Raw genomic sequence first — 25785 nt, 5'->3', positions numbered from 1 at the left:
AGATTGCCCGAACATCGTCTGAACCTGGTCGAGAGGCGGGATCGTGATGAACAGACGTTACCGGGCAGGTTTGGCGGTCGCTCTGGCCGCGATGCTAACCGTGGCAGGCTGCGGCGACGCTTCCGGTGGCAAATCGGTCACCAACCTCCGCGTGATGGTGCCCACCGGTCCCGGCGGCGGGTACGACATGACCGCGCGCACCGCGGCCAAGGTCATGGAGGAAGCCAAGCTCGCCCGCAATGTCGAGGTCTTCAACCTGGCGGGTGCCGGTGGCACCGTCGGCCTGGCACGCCTGGTCAATGAGAAGGGCAACGGCAAGCTCATCATGCAGATGGGCCTGGGAGTGGTGGGCGCCTCCTACGCCAACAAGTCCAAGGCCAAGGTGAGCGAGACCACGCCGCTGGCCCGGCTCATCGAGGAACCCAACGTCGTGGTGGTGCCCGACAAGTCCCCCTACCACAGCCTGCAAGACCTGCTCAACGCGTGGAAGGCCGACCCGGGCAAGATGCCGGGCGGTGGCGGCTCCAGCCCGGGCGGACCCGACCACCTGGCCACCATGCTGCTCGCCAAGGCCGCCGGCATCGAGCCCAAGCAGGTCAACTACGTCACCTACGCCGGGGGCGGCGAACTGCTGGGCGCCCTGCTCGGCAAGAAGATCGCCTTCGGAGTGACGGGCGCCGGGGAGACCACCGACCAGATCGAGGCGGGAACGGTGCGGGTGCTGGCCGTCACCGGCGGCACGCGCATCAAGGGCATCGACGCGCCCACGCTCAAGGAGTCGGGGGTGAACGTGGTGTTCACCAACTGGCGCGGCATGCTCGCCCCGCCGGAGATCAGTGAGTCCGACCGCAAGGCGCTGCTCAAGCTGATCACCGATATGCACGGCACCAAGCAGTGGCAGGACGCGCTGGCCAAGAACGGCTGGACCGACGCCTTCCTCACCGACGAGAAGTACGCCGCCTTCCTCAAGTCGGAGACCGAACGGGCCGCCGCCGTGCTCCACGACCTGGGGCTGGGATGACAGAGAGAACGGCCGGCGAGACCCCAGGTAAGACGGCTGGCAGCACCGGGACGAACCGGCTGCAGGGCCGCTCCGAGCTCGGAGTGGCCCTGTTCCTCGGCGGGCTCTCCGCGGTCGTCCTCATCGACGCCGCCCACCTGCACAGCGAACTGGCCCAGCGCGGCCCGGTCGGCCCCAAGACGACCCCGCTGCTGGTGGGGGCGCTGCTGGCGGTCGTGGCGGTACTGCTGGCCGTCGACGTGGTGCGCGGCGGACGCGGCAGCGCCGAGACCGGCGAGGACATCGACCTTGAGCGGCCCAGCGACTGGCCGACCGTGCTGCTGCTCGCCGGTTCCTTCCTGACCAACGTCGCCCTCATCGAGCGGGCCGGCTGGCCCATCTCCGGCGCCCTGATGTTCTGGGGTTCGGCGTTCGCGCTCGGCAGCCGGCATCTGGTGCGCGACCCGCTGCTGGCGTTGGCCCTGTCTCTGGCCACCTTCTACGCCTTCGACCGGGGGCTGGGCCTGGGCCTGCCCGCCGGCATCCTGGAAGGGATCCTGCCGTAATGGGGGCCCTGAGTGATCTGCTCGGTGGCTTCACCACCGCCCTGACACCGATCAACCTGCTGTACGCCCTGATCGGTGTGATCGTCGGTACCGCGGTGGGGGTGCTGCCCGGCATCGGCCCCGCGATGACGGTCGCGCTGCTGCTGCCTCTCACCTACGGCCTCGACCCCACGGGCGCGTTCATCATGTTCGCCGGCATCTACTACGGCGGCATGTACGGCGGTTCCACCACGTCCATCCTGCTCAACACGCCCGGCGAGAGCGCCTCGGTGATCACCGCCATCGAGGGCAACCGGATGGCCCGTTCGGGACGCGCCGCACAGGCCCTGGCCACCGCCGCCATCGGCTCGTTCGTGGCCGGCGCCATCGCCACCGCGCTGCTGGCCCTGGCCGCCCCGAAGATCGTCGACGTGGCGCTGAGCATCGGCTCCCAGGACCACTTCGCGATCATCGTGCTGGCCTTCGTCGCGACGACCACCGTGCTCGGCGCCTCCCGCATCCGCGGTCTGGCCTCGCTCGGGCTCGGTCTCACCGTCGGCCTGGTCGGAATCGACCACACGACCGGCGAGCAGCGGCTCACCTTCGGCATCCCCCAGCTGGCCGACGGCATCGACGTGGTCGTCGTGGCCGTGGGGCTCTTCGCGGTGGGCGAGGCGCTGTGGGTGGCCAGCCATCTGCGCCGCAGCCCGCTGGAGATGATCCCGGTCGGCCAGCCCTGGATGAGCCGGGAGGATTGGCGCCGTTCCGTGGGCCCCTGGCTGCGGGGCACCGCGCTCGGCTTCCCGTTCGGCGCCATCCCGGCGGGCGGCGCCGAGATCCCCACGTTCCTGTCGTATGTCACGGAGAAGAAGCTCTCCCGCAAGCCCGAGGAGTTCGGTCACGGCGCCATCGAAGGGGTCGCGGGACCGGAGGCCGCCAACAACGCCTCGGCCGCGGGCACGCTGATGCCGATGCTCGCCCTCGGCCTGCCCACCACGGCGACGGCCGCGGTCATGCTGGCCGCCTTCCAGCAGTACGGCATCCAGCCCGGCCCGCTGCTGCTGAAGCGGGAACCCGACCTCGTGTGGGGCCTGATCGCCAGCCTCTTCATCGGCAACGCGCTGCTGCTGGCCCTCAACCTGCCGCTGGCCCCCGCCTGGGCCAAGCTGCTGCGGCTTCCCCGCCCCTACCTGTACGCGGGCATCCTGGCCTTCGCCAGCCTGGGCGCCTACTCGGTCAACGGTTCGACCATCGACCTGCTCATTCTCTTCGCGCTCGGCTGCCTCGGCCTGATGATGCGGCGCTACGGCCTTCCCATGGTCCCCGCGATCATCGGCGTGATCCTCGGACCGCGCGCCGACCAGGAACTCCGGCGCGCCCTGCAGATCAGCGACGGCGATCTCTCCGGCCTGGTGAACACTCCGTTCTCGATGACCGTCTACGGACTGGTCCTTCTCCTGATCATCTGGCCGTTGCTTCGCCGAGTGCTACGACCGACGGGAGGATCGAATGAATCCGATCCCTGAACACGTTTCGCCCACCGACCATCACGTCCCTCACCACCAGGGCGTGGAGCAGCGGCTCGCCGCCGGACCGGCCGCGCCATCGGCCGGCCGCCGGTTCGTTGCCGCGCACCTGCGCAAGTGGGGGCTGGACGAGCTGACCGACGCCTGCGAACTGGTGGTCAGCGAGCTGGTCACGAACGCGGTGACGGCGGTCGGCGACCGGGACGTCGCGCGCCGCACCGCGCCCCCGCCCGGCCCGCTGCCCCCCTTCCTCCCGGTGGACATCATCGTGGTGCTGCGGCTTGCCGGACACCGGCTGTTCTGCGAGGTCTGGGACTGCAGCGAGCGCCTGCCCGTCCCCGCCTTCACCGACGACGAACCCGCCAGTCTGGACGCCCTCGCCGACATCGACGAGCACGGCCGCGGCCTGCTGCTGGTCGCCGGTCTGTGCACCGGCTGGGGGTACCGCCCCGCTCCCATGGGCGGAAAGATCGTCTCGGCCTGGTGGGACCTGCCCTGATCCGCTCTCGCCGCCCCTGATCCGCTCTCACCGCCGTCCCGCCGGATAACCTCGCCGGTATGGCGCGCAACCGTGAACTCGGCGAGTTCCTGCGGTCGCGGCGGGCGCGGCTGCGCCCCGAAGACGTCGGCGTACCGTCCTACGGAACGCGGCGGCGCGTCCCCGGGCTGCGGCGGGAGGAACTCGCGCAGCTCGCCGGGGTCAGCGTCGCCTACTACATCCGGCTCGAACAGGGGACGGCCGACGGGGTGTCCACCGAGGTCCTGGACGCGATCGCGCGGGCCCTGCGGCTGGACGGCGCCGAGCGCGCCCACCTGCACCGCCTCGCACACCCGCCGCGCCGGGCGCCCGTCACCGGACCGCCGCGCCTGCGGGCCCCGCTCCAGCACCTGCTCGACTCGATCACCCACGCCCCCGCGTACGTGGTCGGCCACCACACCGACGTCGTCGCGTGGAACCGGCTCACCGCCGCCGTGTTCGTCGACCTCGCGAACCTCCCGGCGGACGAGCGGACCTGGTCGCACCAGATCCACCTGAACGGCGACTACCGGGCGCGGCTCGGCGGCAACTGGCCGGTCGTGGCCCGCCGCAACGTCGCCTACCTGCGGTACCGCTCCGGCCAGGACCCGGACGATCCGCGCCTGCGCACCCTGATCGACTGCCTGCGGGAGCGCAGCCCCGAGTTCCGTCGGATGTGGTCGGACCACCACGTCACGGACCTGACGCATGGGGAGGCGCACATCGACCATCCGCAGGTGGGCCGGCTCGTCCTCCCGTTCGAGACCCTGCACCTGCCCGGCGACCCCGACCTCAGCCGCCTGATGCTGTACGCGGCCGAACCAGGATCGCCCTCTGAGGCGGCGCTGAGGAAACTGGCCGAGACGTCCACGCACCTCTCCAGCGCGGATCTCTCCAGCGCGGACCTCGCCTAAGCGGCCGTGTGGAAATGTGCCTCGCGGTCCAGTGTCGCCAGGGCGGTGTTGAGCACGACGACCACGGCGAACACGATCGCCACCGTCGTATGCCCCACCCCATGGAAGGCCAATGCACCTGCACCGAACACGACGGTCTTCACCAGGAGGACGAACGGCAACGCGACCTTGAACCGTGCGCGCGGTGCCGCGAACAGGCCCCACAGCACCATCGCTACAACCGGCGTACCGACTCCTAGGGCGATGTTGGCGACGATGTTGCCACCAGCCGTGAAGCCCCACCACGCGAGCGCGACGATGGCCACGACCTCCAGGAGAAAGGCGAGACCCTCGTTCAGCACATGCAATGGTCCAGGTAGGTGCACGCCGATACCGTACTCCGTGTGGACGAGATCTCCTGGCGGGAGGACGGCCGGGACCATCGTGCCCGCTGGCGGTCGGAAAGCGGCGCGCCCCCGCCCCGCCGCGTGGTGATCGCCGACGACGAGACCCGCGCGGCCGACGCCTACCGGCTGGCCTGCGAGGGCACCGCGCTGCTGTGGCGCGGCGACTTCCAGAACGCGCGGCAGCTCCTCACGGCGATGGCGCGCAGGATCGACCGTCCGCCACGCCGGCGGAAGCGCAAACTGCCGGAGCCTTCCCAGGTACAGGCTTTCCACCTTCACCGTCAGGCACGGGCCCAGCGCGCGCGGACGCTCGCCATGCTGCTCATACCGTTCGACTCGGGGCACGTGATTCCGCTACGCCGCGCACCTGCCGTCCAGGACGCCTGTACGGAGGCCTATGGGCCGGACGACCAGCCCTACGTCACCTCACTGCGCGAACTGCTCGGACTGATCGGCGCCCACGAGTGGCGTGAGAAGGGCGTCCCCATCTCCGCCCTGGGCGGCGACCGGATACATCCGCATTACGGGGTCTTCTCGCCGGTCCGAGGGGAGTATGTGGACCTGGTCGCCGAGGCGCCGCTTCCCCCGACGAAGACGGCGTTCGACATCGGAACCGGCACAGGTGTCCTGGCGGCGGTCCTGGCCCGTCGCGGTGTGGAGCGCGTCGTCGCCACTGACCTGGACCCGCGCGCGCTTGCCTGTGCCCGGGAGAACATTAACCGGCTGGACATGGCGGAGCAGGTAGAGGTCGTCCAGGCCGACCTGTTCCCCAGCGGACGGGCCGACCTCATCGTGTGCAACCCGCCCTGGGTGCCGGCCAAACCGAGTTCCCCTCTCGAACACGCCGTCTACGATCCGGGCGGACGGATGCTCCGCGGCTTCCTCGACGGCCTCGCCGATCATCTGGAACCGGACGGTGAAGGCTGGCTGATCCTGTCGGACCTGGCCGAACACCTCGGCCTTCGCACCCGCGCCGACCTGCGCACAATGATCGAATCGTCCGCCCTGCGGGTCGTGGGCAAGCTCGACACCAAGCCGGTCCACCCCCGCGCCGCCGACCCCGACGACCCCCTCTACGCGGCCCGCTCCGCCGAAACGACCTCCCTCTGGCGCCTAAGACGAACCCCACCCGCCTCTTCGGACGACCTCACGTCCCCCTAACGCGCCGGAAGAACGCACGGACGTCATCGGTGAGCGGGTCCGGTGCCTCAACGGCGGGGAAGTGGCCACCACGATCGAACTCCGTCCAGTGGACGACGTCGTACACGCGCTCTACGAGACGCCTCACCGGCCGGACCAGATCGTGCGCGAACACCGCCACGCCCAGCGGAACGGAACACGGAACGGGAGGACCGCCCCGCGCGGCATTCTCCCTGTGCAGCCTGGACGAGGAACCGGCCGTGCCGGTGAGCCAGTAGAGCGTCACGGTCGTGAGCACGCGGTCGTCATCGACGCCGCTCGCGGGGTCGGTCCACTCAATGATCTTGTCTGCGAGCCAGGCGAGCTGGCCGACGGGGGAATCGGTCAGTCCGTACGCGACGGTCTGGGGACGCGTCGACTGCATCTGCCAGTAGCCGGCCGGGTGGGCCAGATAAGCCTTCTGGTCCCGGAGCCTCTCCACATCGTCTTCTGCGAGACCGTCGTCATCTCCTAGAGGCGACCCCATGTAGTTCAGGTGGACGCCTACGACCCGTTCCTTGGCCACGGTGGCGAGCGCGTTCGATATGGGCCAGCCCCAGTCACCGCCTTGCGCGCCGTACCGTTCATAGCCGAGCCGTTCCATCAGCGTGGCCCAGGCGCGTGCGATGCGGTTCACGTCCCATCCGGTCTCGCGCGCCGGGCCGGACAGCGGGAAGCCGGGCAGCGACGGGATCACCACGTGGAACGCGTCCGCCGGGTCGCCGCCGTGCGCGCGGGGGTCGGTGAGCGGGCCGATCACGTCCAGGAAGTCGGCGATCGTGCTGGGCCAGCCATGGGTGATGATCAGCGGCAGCGCGTCGGGCTCCGGCGACCGCACATGGACGAAATGGACCTCCGTCCCGTCGATCTCCGTCGTGAACTGCGGGAACGCGTTGATCCGCGCCTCCTGCGCCCGCCAGTCGTAGGCCGTCCGCCAGCGTGCGGCCAGTTCCCTGACGCGGGCGAGCGGGATTCCGTAGTCCCAGCCGGCGCCGGGCGGCTCGTCCGGCCAGCGGGTGCGGTCCAGCCGGGCGGCGAGGTCGTCGAGGTCGGCCTGGGGAACGTCCAGGCGGAAGGGCGCGATCTCAGACATGTGCATCCCGGTCATGTGTCATCTCCCAGATCGGACGGACCTGAACCCGCGATAGGCGCCAGCCGTCCGGCGCCCGGACGGCCCTGAGTTCGTAGCGCTCGCCCAGCAGACGCGGCCCGGTTTCGTGCGCGAACACGACAAGGAGGTTCGCGCTGATCGCGGCCTGGTCACCGTCCACGTCGATGAGCGGATTGGTGACGAAGTGCTGGGTCGGCACCGTGTGGTTGCGGCGCGCCTGTTCGACGAGGGCGCCGACGCCCTTGGCGACACCGCCGAGGGTGTGCGCCTCCGCGTCCTCGGTGAAGAGGCTCGTGTCCGAACTCTGCTCGTCCAGCCACAGCCCGAGCCGGCTGACCAGTACGGACAGCTGTTGACGGTCGTCCATCACGCTCCATTCATTGGCATGACCAACATTGGTTCCCCCAACACTAGGTCATTGTTGGTCCGGCCAACAAGCCCGTAGACTGGACGGCATGATGACGGCCGACGCCCGGACACCCAGCCGACTCCGGCGCGCCCCCAGCTGGCTGATCAACCTGGTGTCCGCGCACAGCCGCCGGCTGGTCGCCGACGGTTTCGCCGCGGCGGGCGCCCGCGGGTACCACTACCGGCTGCTCGCCGCCCTCGACGAGTACGGCCCGTCCAGCCAGGCCGCCCTGGGCCGCCACACGGGCATCGACCGCAGCGACGTCGTCGCCGCCCTCAACGAACTCGCCGCCAAGGAGCTGATCGGCCGCTCCCCCGACCCGTCCGACCGGCGGCGCAACATCGTCACGCTCACCGCGGAGGGCTCCCGCCATCTCCGGGAACTGGACAAGGTCCTGGCCGGCATTCAGGACGGCTTTCTCGCCCCCCTCTCACCGGAGGAACGCGAACAGCTCATCGGCCTGCTGACCCGCCTGGCCGACCACCACGAGAAAAGCTGGTAAAAACACCCGATGTCACCTGCGATTCGCCTTGTCGAACTACCTCCGGCCGCAATGAACGCCCTGGTGGACGGAGATCTTGAGCGCGCCGGAAAAGCCGCCGGGATTCCGCTCACCGAGTACTTCACGACCGACGAAGCGAAATGGCTCTGGCGTTTCCGCCTCACCCAGCTCGCCCGCGATCCGTCCCATGCCGCATGGATCGTCCGAGCCGTCGTCGCGGTCCCCGAAGGCCACGTCGTCGGGCATGCCGGTTTCCACGGGGCGCCCCAGAACGGCACGGTGGAAGTCGCCTACTCGGTCGATCCCGCGCACCGCCGCAAAGGTTATGCGAAAGCGATGCTCTCCGCGCTTCTCGACCGGGCCGCGGCGGAACCGTACGTCACGACCGTTCGCGCGGCGATCAGTCCCGAGAACGCGGCCTCATTGGCGACGATCGCCGGATACGGCTTCACCCACGTCGGGGAACAATGGGACGAGCAAGACGGCCGCGAACTGATCTACGAGCGTCCAGCCGTCCAGTAACCGGAAGCCATACCGGCCACATTCGAGTGGCTCGGAGACGGCGCTTTCCGCGCATCCGCTCCGAGCCACCCGTCTCCGGCCGACGGCCGCTATTCCCGCGTCCGCGCGGCCAGCGCCTCACGCTCGATCCGGTCGAACTGCGCGCCCATCGCCTCGGCGAGCGCGTTGGCGGCCGACAAGGGCCGCACCATGACGGTGAGGTCGTCGATCAGGCCGTTCTCATCAATGTGCAGGAAGTCGCATCCGTGCAGTTGGCGACCGTTCACCGTCGTCTGGAACATCAGCGCGTGGTCGCGGCCGTCCGCGCTGACGATCTCCCGGACATAGCGGAAGTCCTGGAACACCCGCATCACGCCCCGCAGGATCGCCGCCGTGATCGCCTTCCCCTCATACGGCTTGAACGCCACCGGACTGGTGAACACCACGTTGTCCGCCAGCAGCCCCTCGATCGTCGCCATGTCCCCGGCCTCGGCCGCCTGTCGGAACGGGTACATGCACCCACCCCCATACTCAATTTGTTGACTAGGTGCGAGGGACGCTAATCACGTCCGGAGGGCCCGTCCAGATACCGGCCGCATGACGCTCATCACATAGTTGACCAGCAGCAGAGTCGTCCATGGCTACCGCTAGGCTCGGGCCATGTCGTTGCGGCACGCGGTTCTGGCCACGCTTCTGGAGGGCGAGGCATCCGGTTACGACCTGTCCAAGAGCTTCGACGCCGGAGCCGCCAACTTCTGGACGGCCACCCCGCAACAGCTCTACCGGGAACTGGACAAGATGTCGGACGAGGGCCTCATCGAGGCACGCGTCGTCCAGCAGGAGCGCCGCCCCAACAAACGCCTGTTCTCCCTCACCGACGCCGGCCGCCGCGCCCTGTACGACTTCACCGCCACCCCGCCACGCCCCGGCGCGATCCGCGAAGAACTGATGGTCCAGGTCCAGGCGATCGACGCGGGCGACGCCGAGGCCGTCATGAACGCCATCCGCGAACGCATGGCCTGGGCCGAATCCAAGATCGCCCGCTTCGAACGTCTCCGTGCCCGCTTCCTGGACGGCCGCACCGAGGACGGGTACCTCGCCACCGCCGACCGCATCGGCCCCTACCTGACCCTGACGCGCGGCCTGGCGTTCGAACGCGAAAACCTCCGCTGGTGCCGGCAGACCCTGGCCATCCTCACCGACCGCACCGAATCCCGGCCCCAGCAGGTGACCAGATCGGCCAAGCCCTAGCACCGGACGCCGCTACTGAGCCATGTCGACGAAGCGGCTGTAATGGCCCTGGAAGGCGACCGTGACGGTCGCGGTCGGGCCGTTGCGGTGCTTGGCGACGATCAGGTCGGCCTCGCCGGCGCGCGGCGACTCCTTCTCGTAGGCGTCCTCGCGGTGCAGCAGGATCACCATGTCCGCGTCCTGCTCGATCGAGTTGTGCAGGGTAATCCCGTTCGCCACGAAATTATGGAGCCCCAGCACGGTGGCGTCATAAACCTCTTGCCGCCCGATGCTTTCGATCTCGGCTATCTCGTCCCACAACACGTCGTTGGTGCACAGCAGCTCCAGCTCGGCACCGTCCAGCACCGTCGCCACCCGGCCAAGACGCTCACGACCAGGCGCACGCCGCGAGAGGACACCGCCACCGGACCGAGCACCGATCGGGGCCGAGAACTCCCGATGCGGCATCCGGCCCTCGGCGAGGATCCGCCGGACGTCGTCCCACACCTCGTGGGAAACGGTCTCGCGGTTGGTATTCGACCGAACACCACGGAGATTCTCGGCGGCGGCCGCGGCCAGGGCGCCGCGTGCCCCATGCACACGGACGGATTCGAAGAACGCGAGCTGGTTCTCCGCGCCGTGGATGTGGAGCCGGTATTCGCAACGACGGGCGTCCTTGGTGACGCTCTTGACGCTGGACGGAATTCCGAACCGCAGCAGCAGCACGGAAACGTCGTCCACGAGCCGTCTGCTCGCGGACGCGTAGTGGACGTCGTACCGCCCACGCTCAGCGTCCCCGTGCACGCGCCCGCCGGTGGCCCACAGATGCCGGATGAAGAGGGCGACCTGCTCCTTGGGAAGGCCGAACACCGGCGCCGGCACGAACTTCTCGTGCGAACGCGTTCCGAGGAGCCCCAGGTCATCGAGCCACTCGGCGACCGGGTTCGGGCGGTTATGCGGCGGGCCGCCGGGGCCCGGCAAACGCAGCGTGGTGACCCGCGCGTCCGCATCTCCGTCTCGAACAGCGGTGACACCGAAGTGCCCGGCCGCCTCGATGACCGCCCGCAGGCACGCCCAGTCCTCACTCGCGTACCGGATCGGCCGGCCCTTGCCGAAAGATCCGCCACCGATCAGGTGGGCCAGCAAGATCACGCGCGCCTCGGGCCATGCCTTGGGCTCCAGTGGCGGCGGCACATGCCGGGACACGGCGACGCGGGAGCCGGGCGCCAGCTCTCCGAGCGGCTTCCAGCCGTGACAGGTCAGGAACGGGTGGTTCGCGGTGGCCTCGATCTCCTTGCCGGAAGCCAGCCTGACGCGGAAGACCTCCTTACGCCCGCTGGAAAAGGCGTGCGTCATCGTTCGCGGTACATACTTCAAGCGCTCATCGAGCGCCCACACGGGAACATCGTGCGCGCCGCCGGCCACGAGTTCACCGATCGTGACCTCCTCATTGGTGTCCGCACGCATGATCCGGGTGGCAGCCGTGACGCATCCCGATTCGCGGAGGTCGGACACCATGGGCTTCTTGTCCGTCCGCTGCTCGGGACCTCGGTTGAGCTGCGACAGCGCGATGACCGGGACGCCCAGTTCCTTGGCGAGGAGCTTCAGCGACCGGGAGAACTCCGAGACCTCGACCTGGCGGCTCTCCACACGCTTTCCCGAGGTCATCAGCTGCAGGTAGTCGATGATGACGAGGCGCAGGTCATGCTGCTGCTTGAGGCGCCGGCACTTCGCGCGGATCTCCATCATCGACATGTTCGGTGAGTCATCGATGAAGAGCGGGGCCTCGGCGACCTCGCTCATCCGCCGGGCGAGGCGGGTCCAGTCCTCGTCCTGCATGGTGCCGGACCGCATCGCGTGCAGCGCCACCCGCGCCTCGGCCGACAGCAGGCGCATCGTGATCTCGTTGCGGCCCATCTCCAGGCTGAAGAACGCCGAGGTCAGGCCGTGCTTGATGGACGCGGCACGGGCGAAGTCGAGCGCGAGCGTCGAGTTGTGCGTCGGGATGCAGGAGCGCCCCGCCAGGTACATGTGGTCGTCGTTGTCGACCTGGACGCACCGCACCGGCACGCTCTCGACCGGCCGCACGTCCACGATGTACCGGACCTGCGGTTCCGCGGGGACGTCCGTGCGCTGCCGGGCCGCCTTGCGCGGCAGCCGGAACACCGTCTCGGCAGGCGTGAAGCCGATCTCGTGCACCCGTTCGCCCGGCTCCGCCCGGCCGGTCGTCAGCTCGGCACGATGGCCGAGGCTGAGGAGGAGTTCGTGCACCCCCCCGGCGAACCGTGCGGAGGAGAAGGCGAGATCGACGCGTCCGTCCGCGGACACGTGACCGCGGACATCGAGCAGCCCGGCCAGCAGCGCCCGCCGCTGGGCCCTGGACGCCCGCAGATACCGCGTCGGGACGTGTTTTCCGTCCAGCAGGGCGAGGGAGCGCAGGTGACCCCGGATTCCGGGCAGCAGGTGGCAGCCGGGGACCGGCTCCGGGTCGACCCGCTGCCCCGCCGCCTCGACCTGGGCGATGATCATGCCGTCGAGGCAGGTGATGCGCGCGTCCCCGGCGTCTCCCGCGCCGAGCCACACCCCCAGGACATAGGGGTCGACGGGGAGATCGGCCTCGGGGAGGTCGAAGGCGGCGGCGACCTCCACCGCATGGACGGGGCGCCCCTCGTGCCGAAGCGTCGCGAAGATCTCCTCGGTCGTCCGGATCCGGGGAAGACCGGCGAGCGATGCGGCCCCCTCATGGCGCCGGGCCGCCGGACCGTGCGGCTCAGGCGGCCCGCCCGGAGTCCTTCTGTCCGTGCCGGCCGAGACCACTGCCCCGACACCGGTTCGGGTGGAGTGCCCGTGCGGTCGCCGGACGGGCTTCCCCGGCAGCACATCGGAAGAGCGCGGCGCCTCGTCCGCCATCACCGGAAAGCGTCCGGGGAGTGCCCCGGTCTTGCCGCGCCGCCCCGCGCTCGTGCGGGTGCGGAGCGCGGCCCGGTTCTCGGAGCCGCCCCCGCCGGCCTCGCCGTGCCGGTGGACCGTCCCTGTCGTGGTGCGCCACTGGTGCTGGGCGTCGGCGACGATGACCTCGCCGCCGGAGAATTCGATCTCGTAGCAGGGCCGGTCGCGCATCACCTCGGTGGCGGCGACGACGCGGGTCGGCCTGCCGTCGGCACCGATCAGGCGGTCTCCCACCTCGACCTCGCCCATGGTCGTCCAACCGGTCGGGGTCGGTAGCGGTGTGTCCAATTTGACCGCTTTGCCCATGGCCGGTCTTGCCGCCACCACGATCATCTGGCCGGGGTGGAGACCGTTGGTCAGGGCGTCGAGGTCGGCGAAGCCGGTGGGGCAGCCGACCATCTGGCCGCCGCGGCTGCCGATGGCCTCGATCTCGTCCAGGGCGCCGGGCATGATCTCCGACAGCGCGACGTAGTCCTCACCGGCGCGCTTCTCGGCGATCGCGAAGACCTCGGCCTGGGCGCGGTCGAGGACCTCGTCGGCGTCGGCACCGTCGGCGGCGTAGCCCATCTGGACGATGCGGGTCCCCGTCTCGACCAGGCGGCGCAGGATCGCGCGCTCGTGGACGATCTTCGCGTAGTACCCCGCGTTGGCCGCGGTCGGCACCAGGGAGATCAGGGTGTGCAGGTAGGGGGCGCCGCCGATGCGGGCGATCTGGCCGTTCTTGGTGAGTTCGCCGGCGACCGTGACGGCGTCGGCGGGGTCGCCGCGCCCGTACAGGTCGAGGACGACGTCGTAGATGATCTGGTGCGCGGGACGGTAGAAGTCCGGGGTGCGCAGCAACTCGACGACCTCGGCGATGGCGTCCTGGGAGAGGAGCATGCCGCCGAGCACGCCCTGTTCCGCCGAGATGTCATGCGGTGGGGTGCGCTCGAACTCATGCTCCGGTGGTCCGATCTCGGCCACGCTCACCGTCGCACCCCCCTCATCCCGGCCGTCGGCGGCCCCGCCCGCCTCATCGCCGATCGTTCATCACACGTCTATCTGACGCGTCGGACATTCTCGCGAGCCCGTGCGGCCGAGAGCAAAGCCGCCTGTGGACAAACCTGTGGACTGCCTGTGCAGACACGCCGGACAGGTTGTGCACGACCTGTGGACAACTTTGTGGATTTCCTATGGACGAGCCACGAGCCACCGCATTGAACTGCGAGAACGTCGTCCACCGGCTGTGTGGGAAAGAAAGTCGGCCGGCCACCGCACTGTAAGGACTGATCTATTTACGTCAGTTACGGGCTGGTAGCCTCGGCGCGGTGACGACCCCCCGGCGGCTCGCGACCGCGCATGACCGCGAGATCCTGCGCCTGGCCGTGCCGGCCTTCGGCGCGCTCGTCGCCGAACCCCTGTTCCTGCTGTCGGACTCGGCGATCGTCGGGCATCTCGGCACCGCGCCGCTGGGCGGTCTCGGGGTCGCGGGCCAGGCCCTGAGCACCCTCGTCTACCTGTGCGTCTTCCTCGCCTACGGGACGACCGCCGGGGTCGCGCGGCAGATCGGCGCCGGAGATCTGCGGGCGGCGATCCGGCAGGGCATCGACGGCATGTGGCTCGCGCTCGCCATCGGGGCGGTGCTGGTCGCGGCCGGCTGGCCGCTGGTCCCGGGGATCGTGGACGCGTTCGGCGCTTCCCCGGCCGTGGCCCCGTACGCCGAGACCTATCTCCGGGTGAGCCTGTTCGGGATTCCGTCGATGCTGGTCGTGCTGGCCGGCACCGGCGTGCTTCGCGGCCTGCAGGACACGCGCACGCCGCTCGCCGTGTCCCTCGGCGGGTTCTCGGCGAACCTCCTGCTCAACGCCGTGTTCGTGCTCGCCCTGGGCTGGGGGATCGCCGGCTCGGCCTGGGGCACCGTCCTCGCCCAGACGGGCAGCGCGGCCGTCTACGCGGTGGTCGTCCTGCGCGCGGCGCGGCGCCACGGGGCTCCGGTCCGTCCCGACGTGGCCGGGCTGAGGGCGTCCGCCACGGCGGGCTTCGGCCTTCTGGTCCGGACGGCGGCGCTCCGCATCGTCCTCATCGTGGGGACGTCGATCGCCGCCCGGATGGGCGACCCGGAGATAGCCGCGTACCAGGTCGGCTTCCAGGTGTGGACGCTCCTGGCGTTCGCGCTCGACGCCATCGCGATCGCCGGCCAGGCCATCACCGGACGCTACCTGGGCGCGTCCGACGTCTCCGGGACGCGCGCCGTCACGCGCCGGATGGTGGGGTGGGGCATCGGCTGCGGTGTCGCGTTCGGGCTGATCATCCTCGTGGTGCGTCCCTGGCTGCCCGCGCTGTTCACCTCGGACGGCGACGTCCGGCGCCTGCTCTTCGCCTCGCTGCTCCTGGTCGCGGTGCTGCAACCGGTCGCGGGAGTGGTGTTCGTCCTGGACGGCATCCTGATCGGCGCCGGGGACGGCCCGTACCTGGCGGTGACGACGCTGATCGCCACGGTCGTCTTCCTGCCCGCGGCCATCGTCCTCTACCGGGCGGACGCGGGCCTGACCGGGCTCTGGGTCGCGATCGGCCTGTGGATGCTGACCCGCATGTTCACCCTGGGCCTGCGCGCCCGCGGCGACCGGTGGATGGTCACCGGCGCCGGCCGCTAGCCGGATTCGGCGTTTCGCACCTGCACCGGGGGCCACAGCCGCTACGATTCGAACATGTGTTCCACACACGGCGAGCGGATGGCCCGGCTGACGCAGGCGATCGACGACCTGGCGGCCGAGGGCCTGGCCGGGCTGCCCCCGGAGACCCTGGTGGAACGGGTGGCGGGCATCTGGTCGCTGGTCGAGGGCATCGACCCCGAGATCGCCCGCCGCCGCACCCGGTACACGACCCCGGAGACCTGAGCCGGGTCGCGAAAGTGCGTGCGGCGACGGACGGGGCGTAGTACCCCTGGACGGTCCCGGATCCGTGCCCGTTCCCATCGGGAGTTGTCAATGGCCGTTCGCCGTGTCATGCCCATCATCCAGTCAGCGGCCGCACAGGAGAGCCGGGAGTTCTATGGCCTGCTGGGCCTCGAAGAAGTCATGAATCTCGGCTGGATCATGACGCTCGCCTCCCCGGCCAATCCGGTGGCCCAGGTCAGCGTGATGACCGGCGACAAAACCGCCCCGCTCACCCCCGATATGAGCATCGAGGTCGACGACGTGGATGCGGCTTACGCGGTCATGCGGGACAGCGGCGCGGAGATCGTTCACCCCCTGCAGGACGAGGAGTGGGGCGTACGGCGGTTCTTCGTCCGCGACCCCAACGGCCGCGTGGTCAACGTTCTGGGCCACCGCTGACGCCTCCGGCGCCACGAGGACGGTGCCGGGACGCGGAACGGCCCCCGGGCCCGGGTGGGCTCGGGGGCCGTTCGGCCGGACGTGGTGTCAGGCCTCGACGACGTTGATGTCGATCGTGGCGTTGACGTCGCTGTGCAGCCGGACGCTGACCCGGTGGGTGCCGACGGTCTTGATCGGGTTGCCGATCTCGATGCGGCGGCGGTCCAGGTCGGGGCCGTTGGCGGCACGGACCGCCTCGGCGATGTCGGCGGCGGTCACGGCGCCGAACAGGCGGCCGTTGCTGCCGGTCCGGGTGCGCAGCGTGACGCGCAGCCCGCCGAGCCGGTCGGCGACCTCCTTGGCGTGCTCGACGGTCGCGATCTCGCGGGCCGAACGCGCCTTCTTGATGGAGTCGATCTCCTTCTCGGCGCCCCGGGTCCACTTGATCGCGAACCCGCGGGGGATGAGGTAGTTGCGGCCGTAGCCGTCGCGGACCTCGATGACGTCACCGGGCTCGCCGAGCCCGGAGACCTGCTGGGTCAGGATGAGCTTCATGATCGTTCCTCCTGCCTCAGCGCGCGGTGCTGGTGTACGGCAGCAGCGCCATCTCGCGGGCGTTCTTGATCGCCGTGGCGACGTCCCGCTGGTGCTGGGTGCAGTTGCCGGTCACCCGACGGGCACGGATCTTGCCGCGGTCGGAGATGAACTTCCGCAGCAGGACCGTGTCCTTGTAGTCGACGTAGGAGATCTTCTCCTGGCAGAAAACGCAAACCTTCTTCTTGGGCTTGCGGGGAGGTGGCTTCGCCATCGTGGTGCTCCTTTGGGAGAGCCCCGCTCACGCGGGAATGGACGTGTACTGGGTGTTGCCGTGGTCGCGCCGGAGCGACGGAGCTAGAACGGCGGGTCGTCGGAGTATCCGCCGCCACCGCCGCCGCCGCCGGTGGCCCAGGGGTCGGACGGGGCGTTGCCCTGCTGCTGGCCGCCGCCGCCTCCGAAGCCGCCGCCGCCCTGCTGCTGGCCGCCGCCGCCTCCGAAGCCGCCGCCCTGCTGGCCGCCGCCTCCGAAGCCGCCGTCCTGACCACCGCCGCCGAAACCGCCGCCCTGCCGCTGGGTCTTGTTGACCTTGGCGGTCGCATTGCGCAGCGACGGGCCGACCTCGTCGACCTCGATCTCGAAGACGGTGCGCTTCTCACCCTCGCGGGTCTCGTACGACCGCTGCTTGAGGCGTCCCTGCACGATGACCCGCATACCGCGCTGCAGGGTCTCGGCGACGTTCTCGGCGGCCTGCCGCCAGACGTTGCAGGTCAGGAACAGGGCTTCGCCGTCCTTCCAATCGCCCGACTGGCGGTCGAAGAACCGCGGGGTCGAGGCGAGGCGGAACGACGCGACCGCCTGGCCGCTCGGGGTGAAGCGCAGATTCGGGTCCTCGACGAGGTTCCCGACGATCGTGATTACGGTGTCGCCTGCCATGGGGCTCGCTCCGGCTGCTGTGAGGGCTGAGCCTGGCTCAGTGGACCTCGGGGCGGATGACCTTGGTACGGAGGATCGACTCGCTCAGGTTGAGCTGCCGGTCGAGCTCCTTGACCGTGGCAGGCTCGGCCGACAGGTCGATCACCGCGTAGATGCCTTCGGACTTCTTCTGGATGTCGTACGCCAGGCGCCGGCGGCCCCAGACGTCGACCTTCTCCACACTGCCGCCGCCGTCCTTGACGACCTTCAGGAACGGGTCGAGCGCGGCGTTCGCGGTGCGCTCGTCGATGGCGGGGTCGAGAATGGTCATGAGTTCGTAACGACGCATGCTGGTCCCTACCTCCTCTGGACTGATGCGGTCACGGTCTCTCCGTGACAGGAGGGCTCTTGCGTCTCCCGCGGCGGCACCGGCCCGGATTGCCGGGCGGACCTGCCGCGGGACCGGTACAGGCTACCAACAGTCGAGGGTGTGGGGGTCGCCCACGCGAACGATCCCGTGCCGGTTCCCGGACCGGACGCAGCGGCCGGCTCGTCCATGGCGTGTCAGTGGCGGGCCTGGGCCCTTGGCTGGCGCTTGGCACAGCGGCGCCGTTCCAGCTCGGCCATGATGTCGGCCATGCGGGCCCGCATCCGGGCGGTCTGGGTCGTCAGCAGCGACAGTTCCTCCACGAGCTCGGCGTCGCCGATGAGCCCCAACTCCGCTTTCGTCACGGTGTGCACCTCCTGCTCTCCCCCGCTTCCCCTCGGGGGATCGGACCCGGGCCGGTGTTCTCGAATCTGTGTTCGACACTACCGGGTGCCGCCGACATTTCCGCGCCCCCACGCTGGTTGATCTTCGCTCCAGGTGGGAATTCCTTTACGCACACGGTCCGTCCGGTCCCGCGTTCACCATGTGCCCCAGGCGCGGGTGCCACGACGTCGAGGAGGGTCCGATGCCAACGGAGGCACCCGGCGCACGGCGGCCGGCCGCGCGCGCAGAGGCCAGGCCCGAGTCCCATCGGTATCAGGACGTGCTCGCGGTCGTCGCGGTCACGATCGGAATCGCCGCCCTCATCCTGGGCTGGATTCCGGCGACCCACTTCCCCGGCGCCGTGCTGGGCGTGATCGGCCTGCCGCTCGCGCTGTACTCGCAGATGATCTCGGCGACGACGAACGAGCGCTGGCTGAACGTGGTCGGCATGGTCGCCGCGTTCGTCGGCGGCGCCTTCGCGCTGAGCCACGGCGGCTTCTCGATCTGACCGCCCGGCGGAAGGACGCCCTGGCCGTCGTAGGGCGCGGCTAGGCTCGTGGCATGCGCATCGGAGCCCATGTCGACCAGACCCATCCGCTCGACAACGCCCGCGCGGTCGGGGCCGACGTCGTGCAGTTCTTCCTGGGCGATCCGCAGGGCTGGAAGAAGCCCGTCCTCCCCGAGGGCGTCGAGGCGCTGGAGGGCTCCGGCGTGGACGTCTACATCCACGCGCCCTACACGATCAACGTGGCGACGTCCAACAACCGGATCCGCGTCCCGAGCCGCAAGAACCTCACCCAGCAACTGGAGGCGGCCGCGTCCATCGGGGCCAAGGCGCTGATCGTGCACGGCGGGCACGTGCTGAAGGACGACGACCCCGAAACGGGCTTCGAGAACTGGCGCAAGGTGTTCGAGCGGGTCGAGTGTCCGATTCCGGTCTACATCGAGAACACGGCGGGCGGCGGAAACGCCATGGCGCGCAAGTTCGATCGGATCGCGCGGCTGTGGGAGGTGCTGTCCGGGGTCCCCGGGCTGGACTCCAAGCTCGGTTTCTGCCTCGACACCTGCCACGCGCACGCGGCGGGTGAGGAACTCGTCGACGCCGTCGACCGGATCAAGGCCATAACCGGCCGCATCGACCTGGTGCACTGCAACGACAGCCGGGACGCGTTCGGGTCGGGCGCCGACCGGCACGCCAACCTGGGCAGGGGCGGCATCGACCCAGAGTTGATCTTGACGGTGGTGCGGGCCGCGGGCGCGCCGGTCGTGGTCGAGACGCCGGTGGCGGGCCAGGCCGACGACATCGCATGGTTGCGTTCCAAGCTCTGACGAAGCAAAGTCGGAATCGTCCCGGGAACCCCCCTGGCGGCCGCCGCATCTAAACCGCATGCAACCGGCCTGACGACAGAATCCGAAGGTCACGTCACACTGGCATAATCCGGAACCAAGCCCTCAGCGCACGCGCGTTCTCTCCGGCGGCGGGCGCGCGAACCGATCGGGAAGCACATGGCACAGCCCCCTTACGACCCCTACGGCTACGGGGCGCAGGATCCCTACGCCCAGTCCTACTCCCAGCAGCCCCCGGCCGTGCAGCACCACTACTACGGGCCCTCCGTGCCGGCCCTCCCGCCGACCAACGGGATGGCGACCGCCTCCATGGTGTGCGGCCTGATCGGCTTCCTCGCCTGCGGCCTGACGTCGATCCTGGCGGTGATCTTCGGGCATGTCGCGCTGGGCCAGATCAAGCGGACGGGCGAGGGCGGTCACGGGATGGCCGTCGCCGGCCTCGTCCTCGGCTACATCGTCTCCGCCGGATGGCTGGTCTTCTGGATCTTCTACATCGGCCTCTGGGCCGCGATCGTGGGAGGCAGCGCCACCACCGGCACCTAGCTGACCCGCCCCGGCCAGGCCGCCGCGGGGCCGGCCGGCTCAGGCCAGCCTGGGAACACCCGCCACCTCCACTCCCACACTGGACATCAGCACCGTCATGGGGGTGGAGGTGTCACGCCACACCTTGACCGCGTCCCCGAACACCTTGAGGACGACGCGCAGCGACCTCTGGTCGGCGTCGGCCAGTTCGGCCCACGACTCGTACAGCACCAGGTAGCCGCTCTTCGCCGGCGTCCACGACAGGTCCCCGAGGCAGTCGCCGAGATCACCCCAGTCGCCGCCGGCCAGCGAGGGGAGTTCGAACACGTCGGCGCACAGCCGCAGGAACGCGTTCTTGTCGCGGGCGCGGCGGCCGTCGAGGTGGAAGCCGCGCCAGCCGGCCTCCTCGGCCCGTTCCGTCCAGCTCGTGTCGCCGACCGCGCCCGGCACCGGAGGCGTCCGCCACTGGTAGACGCCCGGCGTCAGCCCACCCGCGAGCAGCCTGGTGAGTGCTTGGTTCGCGTTCACGTCCTCTCCCGGCGGTTCCTGCGTCCCCGCGGTTCGCGAGTGGCCGGGGTGCCCCGCCCCGCCGCGAGCATTTCCCTAGCATTCCCCACGAAATCCCCCGAATAGCCAGATTCCGGACACGGACGTTCCGCACCACGTCCGCGACCGCCGCACCGCATGCCCGGCGCAGCACGCCGACCGGCGATGACGCGAGCACGGGCACGATGGGCTTGAGTCTCCAGCGGGTGGAGGGCCCAGGGTGAGGGGCATGGACGGCGACACCTTGTACACGATCGGGGAACTGGCGCGACGGACCGGCCTTTCGGTGCGGACGATCCGGTTCTACTCCGACGCGGGTGTCGTCCCGCCCACCTGCCGTACCGCGGCCGGTTACCGGCTGTACGACGCGGAGGCCGTCGCGCGCCTCGACCTCGTGCGGACGCTGCGCGACCTCGGCGTCGACCTCGGCACGGTCCAGCGGGTACTGGACCGCGAGATCGGCGTCGGGGAGGTCGCGGCGGCGCACTCGGAGGCGCTGGACGTGCAGATCCGGACGCTGCGGCTGCGCCGGGCCGTGCTGCGGGCGGTGGCGAAACGCGGATCGAGCCCAGAGGAGATCGAACTCATGCACAAGCTCGCCCGGCTGTCCGACGAGGAGCGCCGGCGGATCATCACCGACTTCATCGACGAGTCGTTCGCCGGACTCGACGTGAACCCCGACTTCGCGGCGAAGATGCGGGCCGCGCTACCGGAGCTGCCCGACGATCCCGAGCCCGCGCAGGTCGACGCCTGGGTGGAGCTGGCCGAGCTGGTCGGCGACCCCGATTTCCGGGCGGCGGTGCGGCGGATGGCCGAGTTCCAGGCCGCCGACACCGAGAACGCCGCCTATCCCGAAGACCCGGCGCGGCTCGGCCGGCTGACGGGGGAGAAGATCGCGGCGGCGATCGCGGACGGCATCGAGCCCCGTTCGGACGCGGCCCGTCCCATCGTCGACGAGCTGGTGGCCGCCTACGCGGAGGCCCTCGGCGCCACGGACGACGCCGAGTTCCGGCGCGAGCTGCGGAAGCGGACGGAGATCGGTACCGACCGCCGCGCGGAACGCTACTGGCAGCTGATCGCCATCATCAACGGCTGGCCCTCCTGGCCCGCGATGACCCCGTCGTTCGAATGGTTCATCGAGGCCCTGCGCGACTAGGGGCGCGACTAGGGGCGCGACTAGGGGCGCGACTAGGGGCACGGCTGGGACGGCACGGGGGCGCCGGCGTGGCGGGCGCCGCGCCAGCGCCCCAGCGAGATCACATCGGGGGCGCCGTCGAGAACGCCCCCGGCCGGGTCGTCCTCCCCGTCCGACCGGACCACGTCACCGGACGGGCGAAGAATGTCCCACACCACCAGGGCGGCCAGCATGAGGACGGTCGCGAACCGCGCGAGAAGAGCCAGGGAGTAGACGTCCTGGCTGATGCCGCCCTGGGGCGCGTCCAGGCTCAGCACCGCCGACACCGTGCCGGACAGGTCCTGGCCGGGAGTCTGGCCGGACACCGACAGCAGGAACCACCAGATGCCGAAGAAGTAAGCGATCTCGCCGAGCTGCCAGACGACGAACGCGGGCGGCTTCGGACGCGCCATCACCGCGAGCGGCAGCAGCCAGAGCACGTACTGCGGCGACCACACCTTGTTCGGCAGCATGAACGCGACCAGCACCAGGAACATCAGCTGCGCCAGCCGCGGCCGGCGCGGTGCGGCGAGCGCCAGGACCGCGATACCGGCGGCGAGCACGAGGAACGTTCCGGTACCGAGGAGATTGAGCAGTTCGGTGTCGGCCGCGGGTTCCGCCAGCCCGTGGTCCTGCAGGACGAAGAAGATCGAGCCCCAGTCGACGCCGCGTTTCTGGCTGAAGGTGTAGAACTCCGTCCAGCCGTCCCACGCGAAAACCATCACGGGCAGGTTGACGAGCAGCCAGGTCGCCGCGGTGCCGGCGAGCAGCCGTCCCATCGCGCGCCACCGCCCGGCGCGGACGCACAGCAGCACCAGCGGGCCGAGGAACAGCAGCGGATAGAACTTCGCGGCGATCGCCAGGCCGAGCATCGCGCCCGCGAGCGCCGGGCGGCGCGCCGACCACGCGGCCACCGCCAGCGCGGACAGCGCGACCGCGAGCAGATCCCAGTTGATGTACGCGGTGAGCAGCAGCGCGGGGGACAGCGCCACCATCAGGCCGGCGCGCAGCGAGCGCCGTCCGGCCGCATGCGCCGTGGCGAGGACGGCCACCACCGCGAGGACGGCCAGGATCAGCGCGGTCACGTGGTAGAACGCGAGCCCGCGATCGTCCGCCCCGAACGGCTTGACGAGCCACCCGACCAACTGCATGAAACCGCCGCTGAGCACCGGATACTCGACGTAGTGGATGTCGGATCCGGTGAACGAGTCGAAGTACGGGATCTTGCCGTCGTTCAGCCCGCGCACGTAGTACAGCGGATAGATGTCGGTGTAGCACGCGTTCGTCGTCGTCTTGATGAAGTCGAACCGCACCGACGCGCACGGCTGCTTCTGCAGCCAGCCGAGCAGGCACACCAGGGCGGTCAGCCCCGTCAGCACCGGCGCGAGCCGCCTCAGCCGGCCGGGAGGGTCCGCCACCTCGCTGTCGGCGGGCATGGTGAGCCTCTCAGAAGACGACGACATGGACAGCAAGACTATTCGTCCCGGGCCGCCCCCTGATCGCCATCACGGAGAACGGCCCGGAGCCACCGCGGGCTCCGGGCCGTCCTCAACGCAAGTGCCGGCTCCGGTCAGGCGCCGTTCTCGGTCCCAGGACCGGGATTCTCCTTCCGGCAGGCGGGGTCGTTGCGGTGCTCCGGCTTCGCGCACCACCAGGTCTTGTCCCCGGTGGGCGGAAGGTTCGGGTCACAGCCGAGCGGCAGGTTCATCTCGTTGCAGGGCTGCCCCTCTCCCGGCTCCGGCGTCGGCGACTGCGGCGGCTCCGGCGAACGCGACGGGCAGCCCGGCTGCGGCCGGCCCGGCTGGCAGGTGGGCGTGGCCGACGGGGACGGCGTGATCGTCGGCGTCGGCGCCGGCTTCGCCTTCGCCCAGGGGGCGATGCTGCCGCCGTTCGCCGCCGGCGGGAACTGGCTGATCTCCTTGCCCTCCAGTGCCTTCAGCATGAAGCGCTTGAACAGCTCGGCCGGAACCGTACCACCGTAGACCTGGCTGTAGTTGCCGACGCCGACCAGCGACTTGCGCCGGCCGCTCTTGTCCTGCCGCCACATCGCCGCCGAGGTCGCGAGCTCCGGGGTGTAGCCGACGAACCAGGCGGACTTGTTCTCGTCCGTCGTACCGGTCTTGCCAGCGACCGGGCGGGCGCCGAGGCTCGCGCGCGTACCGGTACCGGACGTGACGACCGCCCGCATCGCCGTCGTGGCGTCCGCGGCGACGCCCTCGGAGAACGCCTGGGTCGGCTTCTCCCAGGGCAGCTTGCTGAGCGGCTTGTTCTCGTTGTTCACGACGGTGTGGCCCTTGGCGTCGGTGATCTTGGCGATCACGTGGGCCTGCCGGTGCTTCCCGCCCGCGGCGAACGTCGAGTAGACCGACGCCATCGTGACGGGGCTCGTGTCGATGACGCCGAGCGGCAGCGAGGTGTAGGTCGGGTTGAGGTTCGGGGTGTCCTTCGGGATGCCCATCTTCGCGGCCATGTCGATGACGTTCGTCAACTGGACCTTCTGCCCCAGGTCGACGTACGCCGTGTTGATCGACATCGCCGTCATCTGCTTCAGGTTGTAGATGCCGTTCTCGGACCTGCTGTCGTTGGTGAACGTCGCACCGTTGATGGTCCGCTTGTAGGCGCCGTCCATCGTCGTCTGCAGGCTGACGCCCTGGTCGAGCGCGGTGGCCAGCACGATCGGCTTGAAGGACGAACCCGGCTGCACCTTGCCCTGGAACGAGTTGTCGAACTGCTGTTTGCGGAAGTCGGGGCCGCCGTAGGCGGCCACCACCCCGCCCGTCCTCGGGTCGACCGCCGCGAGCCCGAACTGGATGTCCGACTTGAGGCCGTTCTCCTTCTTGATCTGGTTGACGGCCACGTTGGTGTAGTCCTGCAGTTCCTTGTTGAACGTGGTCGTGATCCGCAGGCCCCCGGTCGACAGCCTTTCCCGGTCGATGCCGAGCTCCTTCAGCTCGCTGAGCACGCGGGCTTCCAGGTAGCCGGAGTTCGGGTCGTTCGGGACGTCGCTCCACTGCTTCTGCGTCTGCGGGAACTTCGCCGCCGCCCGCTGGTTCGAGTCGAGCCACTTCTGCTCGACCATCCCGTCGAGGACGTAGGTCCAGCGGTCGATCAGCGCCTTCTTGGCCGGGTTGGACGCCGGGCCGTAGCTGGCGAAGTAGTACGGCCGCTGGATCATCGCGGCGAGCACCGCCGCCTCGGAGACGTTGATCTTGGTGACGGGCTTGTGGAAGTAGGCGCGGGAGGCCGCCTGGATGCCGTACGAGTCGCGCCCGAACGGGACGGTGTTGAGGTACAGCTCAAGGATCTTCTTCTTGTCCATCTCCTTGCCCATCCGGACGGAGATGAGGATTTCCTTGAACTTGCGGCTGACCGTGCGGTCCCGGCTGAGGTTCGCCCAGTAGTTACGGGCCAGCTGCTGGGTGATCGTCGAGGCGCCGGCGACGTCTCCGCCGGTCGCGGCCCGGTAGAACGCGCCCACGATGCCGGTCGGCGAGATACCGGGCTCGGTCCAGAAGTTGCGGTCCTCCGCGGCGAGCACCGCGTTCTGGACGAAGACCGGCACGTCCTTCAGGGCGATGTCCTCGCGGTGGGTGCCGACCCGGGCGAGCGGGGACCCGTCCGCGTAGGTGATCACCGACTCCTGCCGGAGCGCGTCCTGCTGCGCCTTCGTCGGCAGCGGGGTGTTGGCGTAGGCGACGACGACGAGCGCGGCCATGCCGAGGATCATCACGCTGACGACGGCGACGGTGATCTTCCAGGACGGTATGTACCGCCGCCAGCCGGTCTTCTTCTCGGTGTCCGCGGAGTGCTTCTCGCGCCGTCCGCGCCCCTCGCCGCCCCAGAAGCCGTCCCCGCCTCCGGAGCCGCCGCCGGCCCCGCCGGGGCCGCGGCCGCCGGGACCGCCCGGCCCACCCGGACCGCCGGGGCCACCGGG

Annotated in this window: 29 protein-coding genes; 16 read left to right on the top strand and 13 right to left on the bottom strand. The window is 70.0% G+C overall.

Annotated features, from left to right (window positions below; all coding sequences use genetic code 11):
- The first annotated feature begins 154 nt into the window (after positions 1-154).
- From AF1_RS03325 to AF1_RS03305, 5 genes are read left to right on the top strand one after another with little or no spacing between them, the layout of a single operon-like run.
- Positions 155-1021 (top strand): Bug family tripartite tricarboxylate transporter substrate binding protein, encoded by an 867-nt coding sequence (locus AF1_RS03325; RefSeq protein WP_242608603.1) that lies wholly within the window; start codon positions 155-157, stop codon positions 1019-1021.
- Positions 1018-1566, top strand: coding sequence for a tripartite tricarboxylate transporter TctB family protein (locus AF1_RS03320; RefSeq protein ID WP_067793501.1), 549 nt, complete (start codon positions 1018-1020; stop codon positions 1564-1566). The genes AF1_RS03325 and AF1_RS03320 overlap by 4 nt, the downstream gene beginning before the upstream one ends.
- On the top strand, positions 1566-3071 hold the full coding sequence (locus tag AF1_RS03315; RefSeq protein WP_067793500.1) for a tripartite tricarboxylate transporter permease: 1506 nt from the start codon (positions 1566-1568) through the stop codon (positions 3069-3071). Before AF1_RS03320 ends, AF1_RS03315 begins: the two co-directional genes overlap by 1 nt.
- Complete coding sequence (locus tag AF1_RS03310; protein WP_067793499.1) at positions 3055-3570, top strand: ATP-binding protein; 516 nt, start codon at positions 3055-3057, stop codon at positions 3568-3570. The genes AF1_RS03315 and AF1_RS03310 overlap by 17 nt, the downstream gene beginning before the upstream one ends.
- Positions 3571-3629: 59 nt before the next feature.
- Positions 3630-4502 carry a helix-turn-helix transcriptional regulator gene (locus AF1_RS03305; protein ID WP_067793498.1) on the top strand — a complete coding sequence of 291 codons (873 nt, stop codon included), beginning with the start codon at positions 3630-3632 and terminating at the stop codon, positions 4500-4502.
- Here AF1_RS03305 and AF1_RS03300 read toward each other — a convergent pair.
- Positions 4499-4843 carry a YrdB family protein gene (locus tag AF1_RS03300; RefSeq protein ID WP_255218771.1) on the bottom strand — a complete coding sequence of 115 codons (345 nt, stop codon included), beginning with the start codon at positions 4841-4843 and terminating at the stop codon, positions 4499-4501. The genes AF1_RS03305 and AF1_RS03300 overlap by 4 nt on opposite strands.
- Before the next feature lie 42 nt (positions 4844-4885).
- Between AF1_RS03300 and AF1_RS03295 the strand changes: the two genes are divergently transcribed.
- Positions 4886-6049, top strand: coding sequence for a 50S ribosomal protein L11 methyltransferase (locus AF1_RS03295; protein ID WP_067793496.1), 1164 nt, complete (start codon positions 4886-4888; stop codon positions 6047-6049).
- Here AF1_RS03295 and AF1_RS03290 read toward each other — a convergent pair.
- Together AF1_RS03290 and AF1_RS03285 are read right to left on the bottom strand one after the other, a co-directional pair.
- A complete protein-coding gene (locus AF1_RS03290) occupies positions 6036-7160 on the bottom strand; it encodes an epoxide hydrolase family protein (protein ID WP_131732380.1) in 1125 nt (374 codons plus the stop codon). The genes AF1_RS03295 and AF1_RS03290 overlap by 14 nt on opposite strands.
- On the bottom strand, positions 7153-7545 hold the full coding sequence (locus AF1_RS03285; RefSeq protein ID WP_067793494.1) for a nuclear transport factor 2 family protein: 393 nt from the start codon (positions 7543-7545) through the stop codon (positions 7153-7155). The genes AF1_RS03290 and AF1_RS03285 overlap by 8 nt, the downstream gene beginning before the upstream one ends.
- A gap of 88 nt (positions 7546-7633) precedes the next feature.
- Here AF1_RS03285 and AF1_RS03280 point away from each other — a divergent pair, with 88 nt between their 5' ends.
- Entirely contained in the window at positions 7634-8089 is a 456-nt protein-coding gene (locus AF1_RS03280) for a MarR family winged helix-turn-helix transcriptional regulator (protein ID WP_067793493.1), read from the top strand.
- A gap of 51 nt (positions 8090-8140) precedes the next feature.
- Entirely contained in the window at positions 8141-8611 is a 471-nt protein-coding gene (locus AF1_RS03275; protein WP_242608605.1) for a GNAT family N-acetyltransferase, read from the top strand.
- Between the two features lie 89 nt (positions 8612-8700).
- Here AF1_RS03275 and AF1_RS03270 read toward each other — a convergent pair whose 3' ends face one another.
- Positions 8701-9105, bottom strand: a complete 405-nt coding sequence (locus AF1_RS03270) for a nuclear transport factor 2 family protein (protein ID WP_067793491.1) — start codon at positions 9103-9105, stop codon at positions 8701-8703.
- Positions 9106-9250: 145 nt separating this feature from the next.
- On the opposite strand from AF1_RS03270, the gene AF1_RS03265 reads away from it, so the two are divergent.
- The gene (locus AF1_RS03265) at positions 9251-9841 is read left to right on the top strand and encodes a PadR family transcriptional regulator (RefSeq protein WP_067793490.1); all 591 of its coding nucleotides are present in this window, start codon (positions 9251-9253) and stop codon (positions 9839-9841) included.
- Between the two features lie 12 nt (positions 9842-9853).
- On the opposite strand, the gene AF1_RS03260 is transcribed toward AF1_RS03265, so the two are convergent.
- Positions 9854-13738 carry a replicative DNA helicase gene (locus AF1_RS03260; RefSeq protein WP_067793489.1) on the bottom strand — a complete coding sequence of 1295 codons (3885 nt, stop codon included), beginning with the start codon at positions 13736-13738 and terminating at the stop codon, positions 9854-9856.
- A gap of 338 nt (positions 13739-14076) precedes the next feature.
- Between AF1_RS03260 and AF1_RS03255 the strand changes: the two genes are divergently transcribed.
- From AF1_RS03255 to AF1_RS03245, 3 genes are all read left to right on the top strand, one after another.
- On the top strand, positions 14077-15402 hold the full coding sequence (locus AF1_RS03255; RefSeq protein ID WP_067793488.1) for an MATE family efflux transporter: 1326 nt from the start codon (positions 14077-14079) through the stop codon (positions 15400-15402).
- Positions 15403-15456: 54 nt separating this feature from the next.
- Complete coding sequence (locus tag AF1_RS03250; RefSeq protein WP_052357975.1) at positions 15457-15645, top strand: hypothetical protein; 189 nt, start codon at positions 15457-15459, stop codon at positions 15643-15645.
- 90 nt (positions 15646-15735) lie between these two features.
- A complete protein-coding gene (locus AF1_RS03245; RefSeq protein WP_067793487.1) occupies positions 15736-16083 on the top strand; it encodes a VOC family protein in 348 nt (115 codons plus the stop codon).
- 87 nt (positions 16084-16170) lie between these two features.
- Here the strand turns inward: AF1_RS03245 and rplI are convergent, their stop codons facing one another.
- From rplI to AF1_RS35085, 5 genes are all read right to left on the bottom strand, one after another.
- On the bottom strand, positions 16171-16617 hold the full coding sequence (gene rplI / locus AF1_RS03240; protein WP_067793486.1) for a 50S ribosomal protein L9: 447 nt from the start codon (positions 16615-16617) through the stop codon (positions 16171-16173).
- A 16-nt stretch (positions 16618-16633) separates the two neighbouring features.
- Positions 16634-16870 carry a 30S ribosomal protein S18 gene (gene rpsR, locus AF1_RS03235; RefSeq protein WP_026403973.1) on the bottom strand — a complete coding sequence of 79 codons (237 nt, stop codon included), beginning with the start codon at positions 16868-16870 and terminating at the stop codon, positions 16634-16636.
- A gap of 83 nt (positions 16871-16953) precedes the next feature.
- Positions 16954-17532, bottom strand: a complete 579-nt coding sequence (locus AF1_RS03230; protein WP_067793485.1) for a single-stranded DNA-binding protein — start codon at positions 17530-17532, stop codon at positions 16954-16956.
- 37 nt (positions 17533-17569) lie between these two features.
- Positions 17570-17860 carry a 30S ribosomal protein S6 gene (rpsF, locus tag AF1_RS03225; protein WP_067793484.1) on the bottom strand — a complete coding sequence of 97 codons (291 nt, stop codon included), beginning with the start codon at positions 17858-17860 and terminating at the stop codon, positions 17570-17572.
- A 215-nt stretch (positions 17861-18075) separates the two neighbouring features.
- Entirely contained in the window at positions 18076-18243 is a 168-nt protein-coding gene (locus AF1_RS35085) for a hypothetical protein (protein ID WP_165488316.1), read from the bottom strand.
- A 221-nt stretch (positions 18244-18464) separates the two neighbouring features.
- Here AF1_RS35085 and AF1_RS03220 point away from each other — a divergent pair, with 221 nt between their 5' ends.
- The 3 genes from AF1_RS03220 to AF1_RS03210 all read left to right on the top strand — a co-directional run bounded on the left by AF1_RS03220 (position 18465) and on the right by AF1_RS03210 (position 20152).
- The gene (locus AF1_RS03220; RefSeq protein WP_067793483.1) at positions 18465-18770 is read left to right on the top strand and encodes a hypothetical protein; all 306 of its coding nucleotides are present in this window, start codon (positions 18465-18467) and stop codon (positions 18768-18770) included.
- Between the two features lie 53 nt (positions 18771-18823).
- Positions 18824-19591 carry a deoxyribonuclease IV gene (locus AF1_RS03215; RefSeq protein ID WP_067793482.1) on the top strand — a complete coding sequence of 256 codons (768 nt, stop codon included), beginning with the start codon at positions 18824-18826 and terminating at the stop codon, positions 19589-19591.
- 177 nt (positions 19592-19768) lie between these two features.
- Positions 19769-20152, top strand: a complete 384-nt coding sequence (locus AF1_RS03210; RefSeq protein ID WP_067793481.1) for a DUF4190 domain-containing protein — start codon at positions 19769-19771, stop codon at positions 20150-20152.
- A 39-nt stretch (positions 20153-20191) separates the two neighbouring features.
- On the opposite strand, the gene AF1_RS03205 is transcribed toward AF1_RS03210, so the two are convergent.
- On the bottom strand, positions 20192-20659 hold the full coding sequence (locus AF1_RS03205) for a barstar family protein (protein ID WP_067793480.1): 468 nt from the start codon (positions 20657-20659) through the stop codon (positions 20192-20194).
- A 247-nt stretch (positions 20660-20906) separates the two neighbouring features.
- Here AF1_RS03205 and AF1_RS03200 point away from each other — a divergent pair, with 247 nt between their 5' ends.
- Positions 20907-21833 carry a MerR family transcriptional regulator gene (locus AF1_RS03200; RefSeq protein ID WP_067793479.1) on the top strand — a complete coding sequence of 309 codons (927 nt, stop codon included), beginning with the start codon at positions 20907-20909 and terminating at the stop codon, positions 21831-21833.
- A gap of 32 nt (positions 21834-21865) precedes the next feature.
- Here AF1_RS03200 and AF1_RS03195 read toward each other — a convergent pair whose 3' ends face one another.
- Both AF1_RS03195 and AF1_RS03190 read right to left on the bottom strand, forming a co-directional pair.
- Positions 21866-23314, bottom strand: a complete 1449-nt coding sequence (locus tag AF1_RS03195; RefSeq protein WP_242608606.1) for a glycosyltransferase family 87 protein — start codon at positions 23312-23314, stop codon at positions 21866-21868.
- A gap of 107 nt (positions 23315-23421) precedes the next feature.
- A partial coding sequence (locus AF1_RS03190) for a transglycosylase domain-containing protein (RefSeq protein WP_255218770.1) occupies positions 23422-25785 on the bottom strand: 2364 nt, incomplete at its 5' end.

Origin of the sequence: Actinomadura formosensis NBRC 14204, assembly GCF_001552155.1 — a bacterium.
Taxonomy (GTDB): domain Bacteria; phylum Actinomycetota; class Actinomycetes; order Streptosporangiales; family Streptosporangiaceae; genus Spirillospora; species Spirillospora formosensis.
Note: the sequence above shows the minus strand (reverse complement) of the source record. Positions and strands in the feature narration are given on the sequence as shown.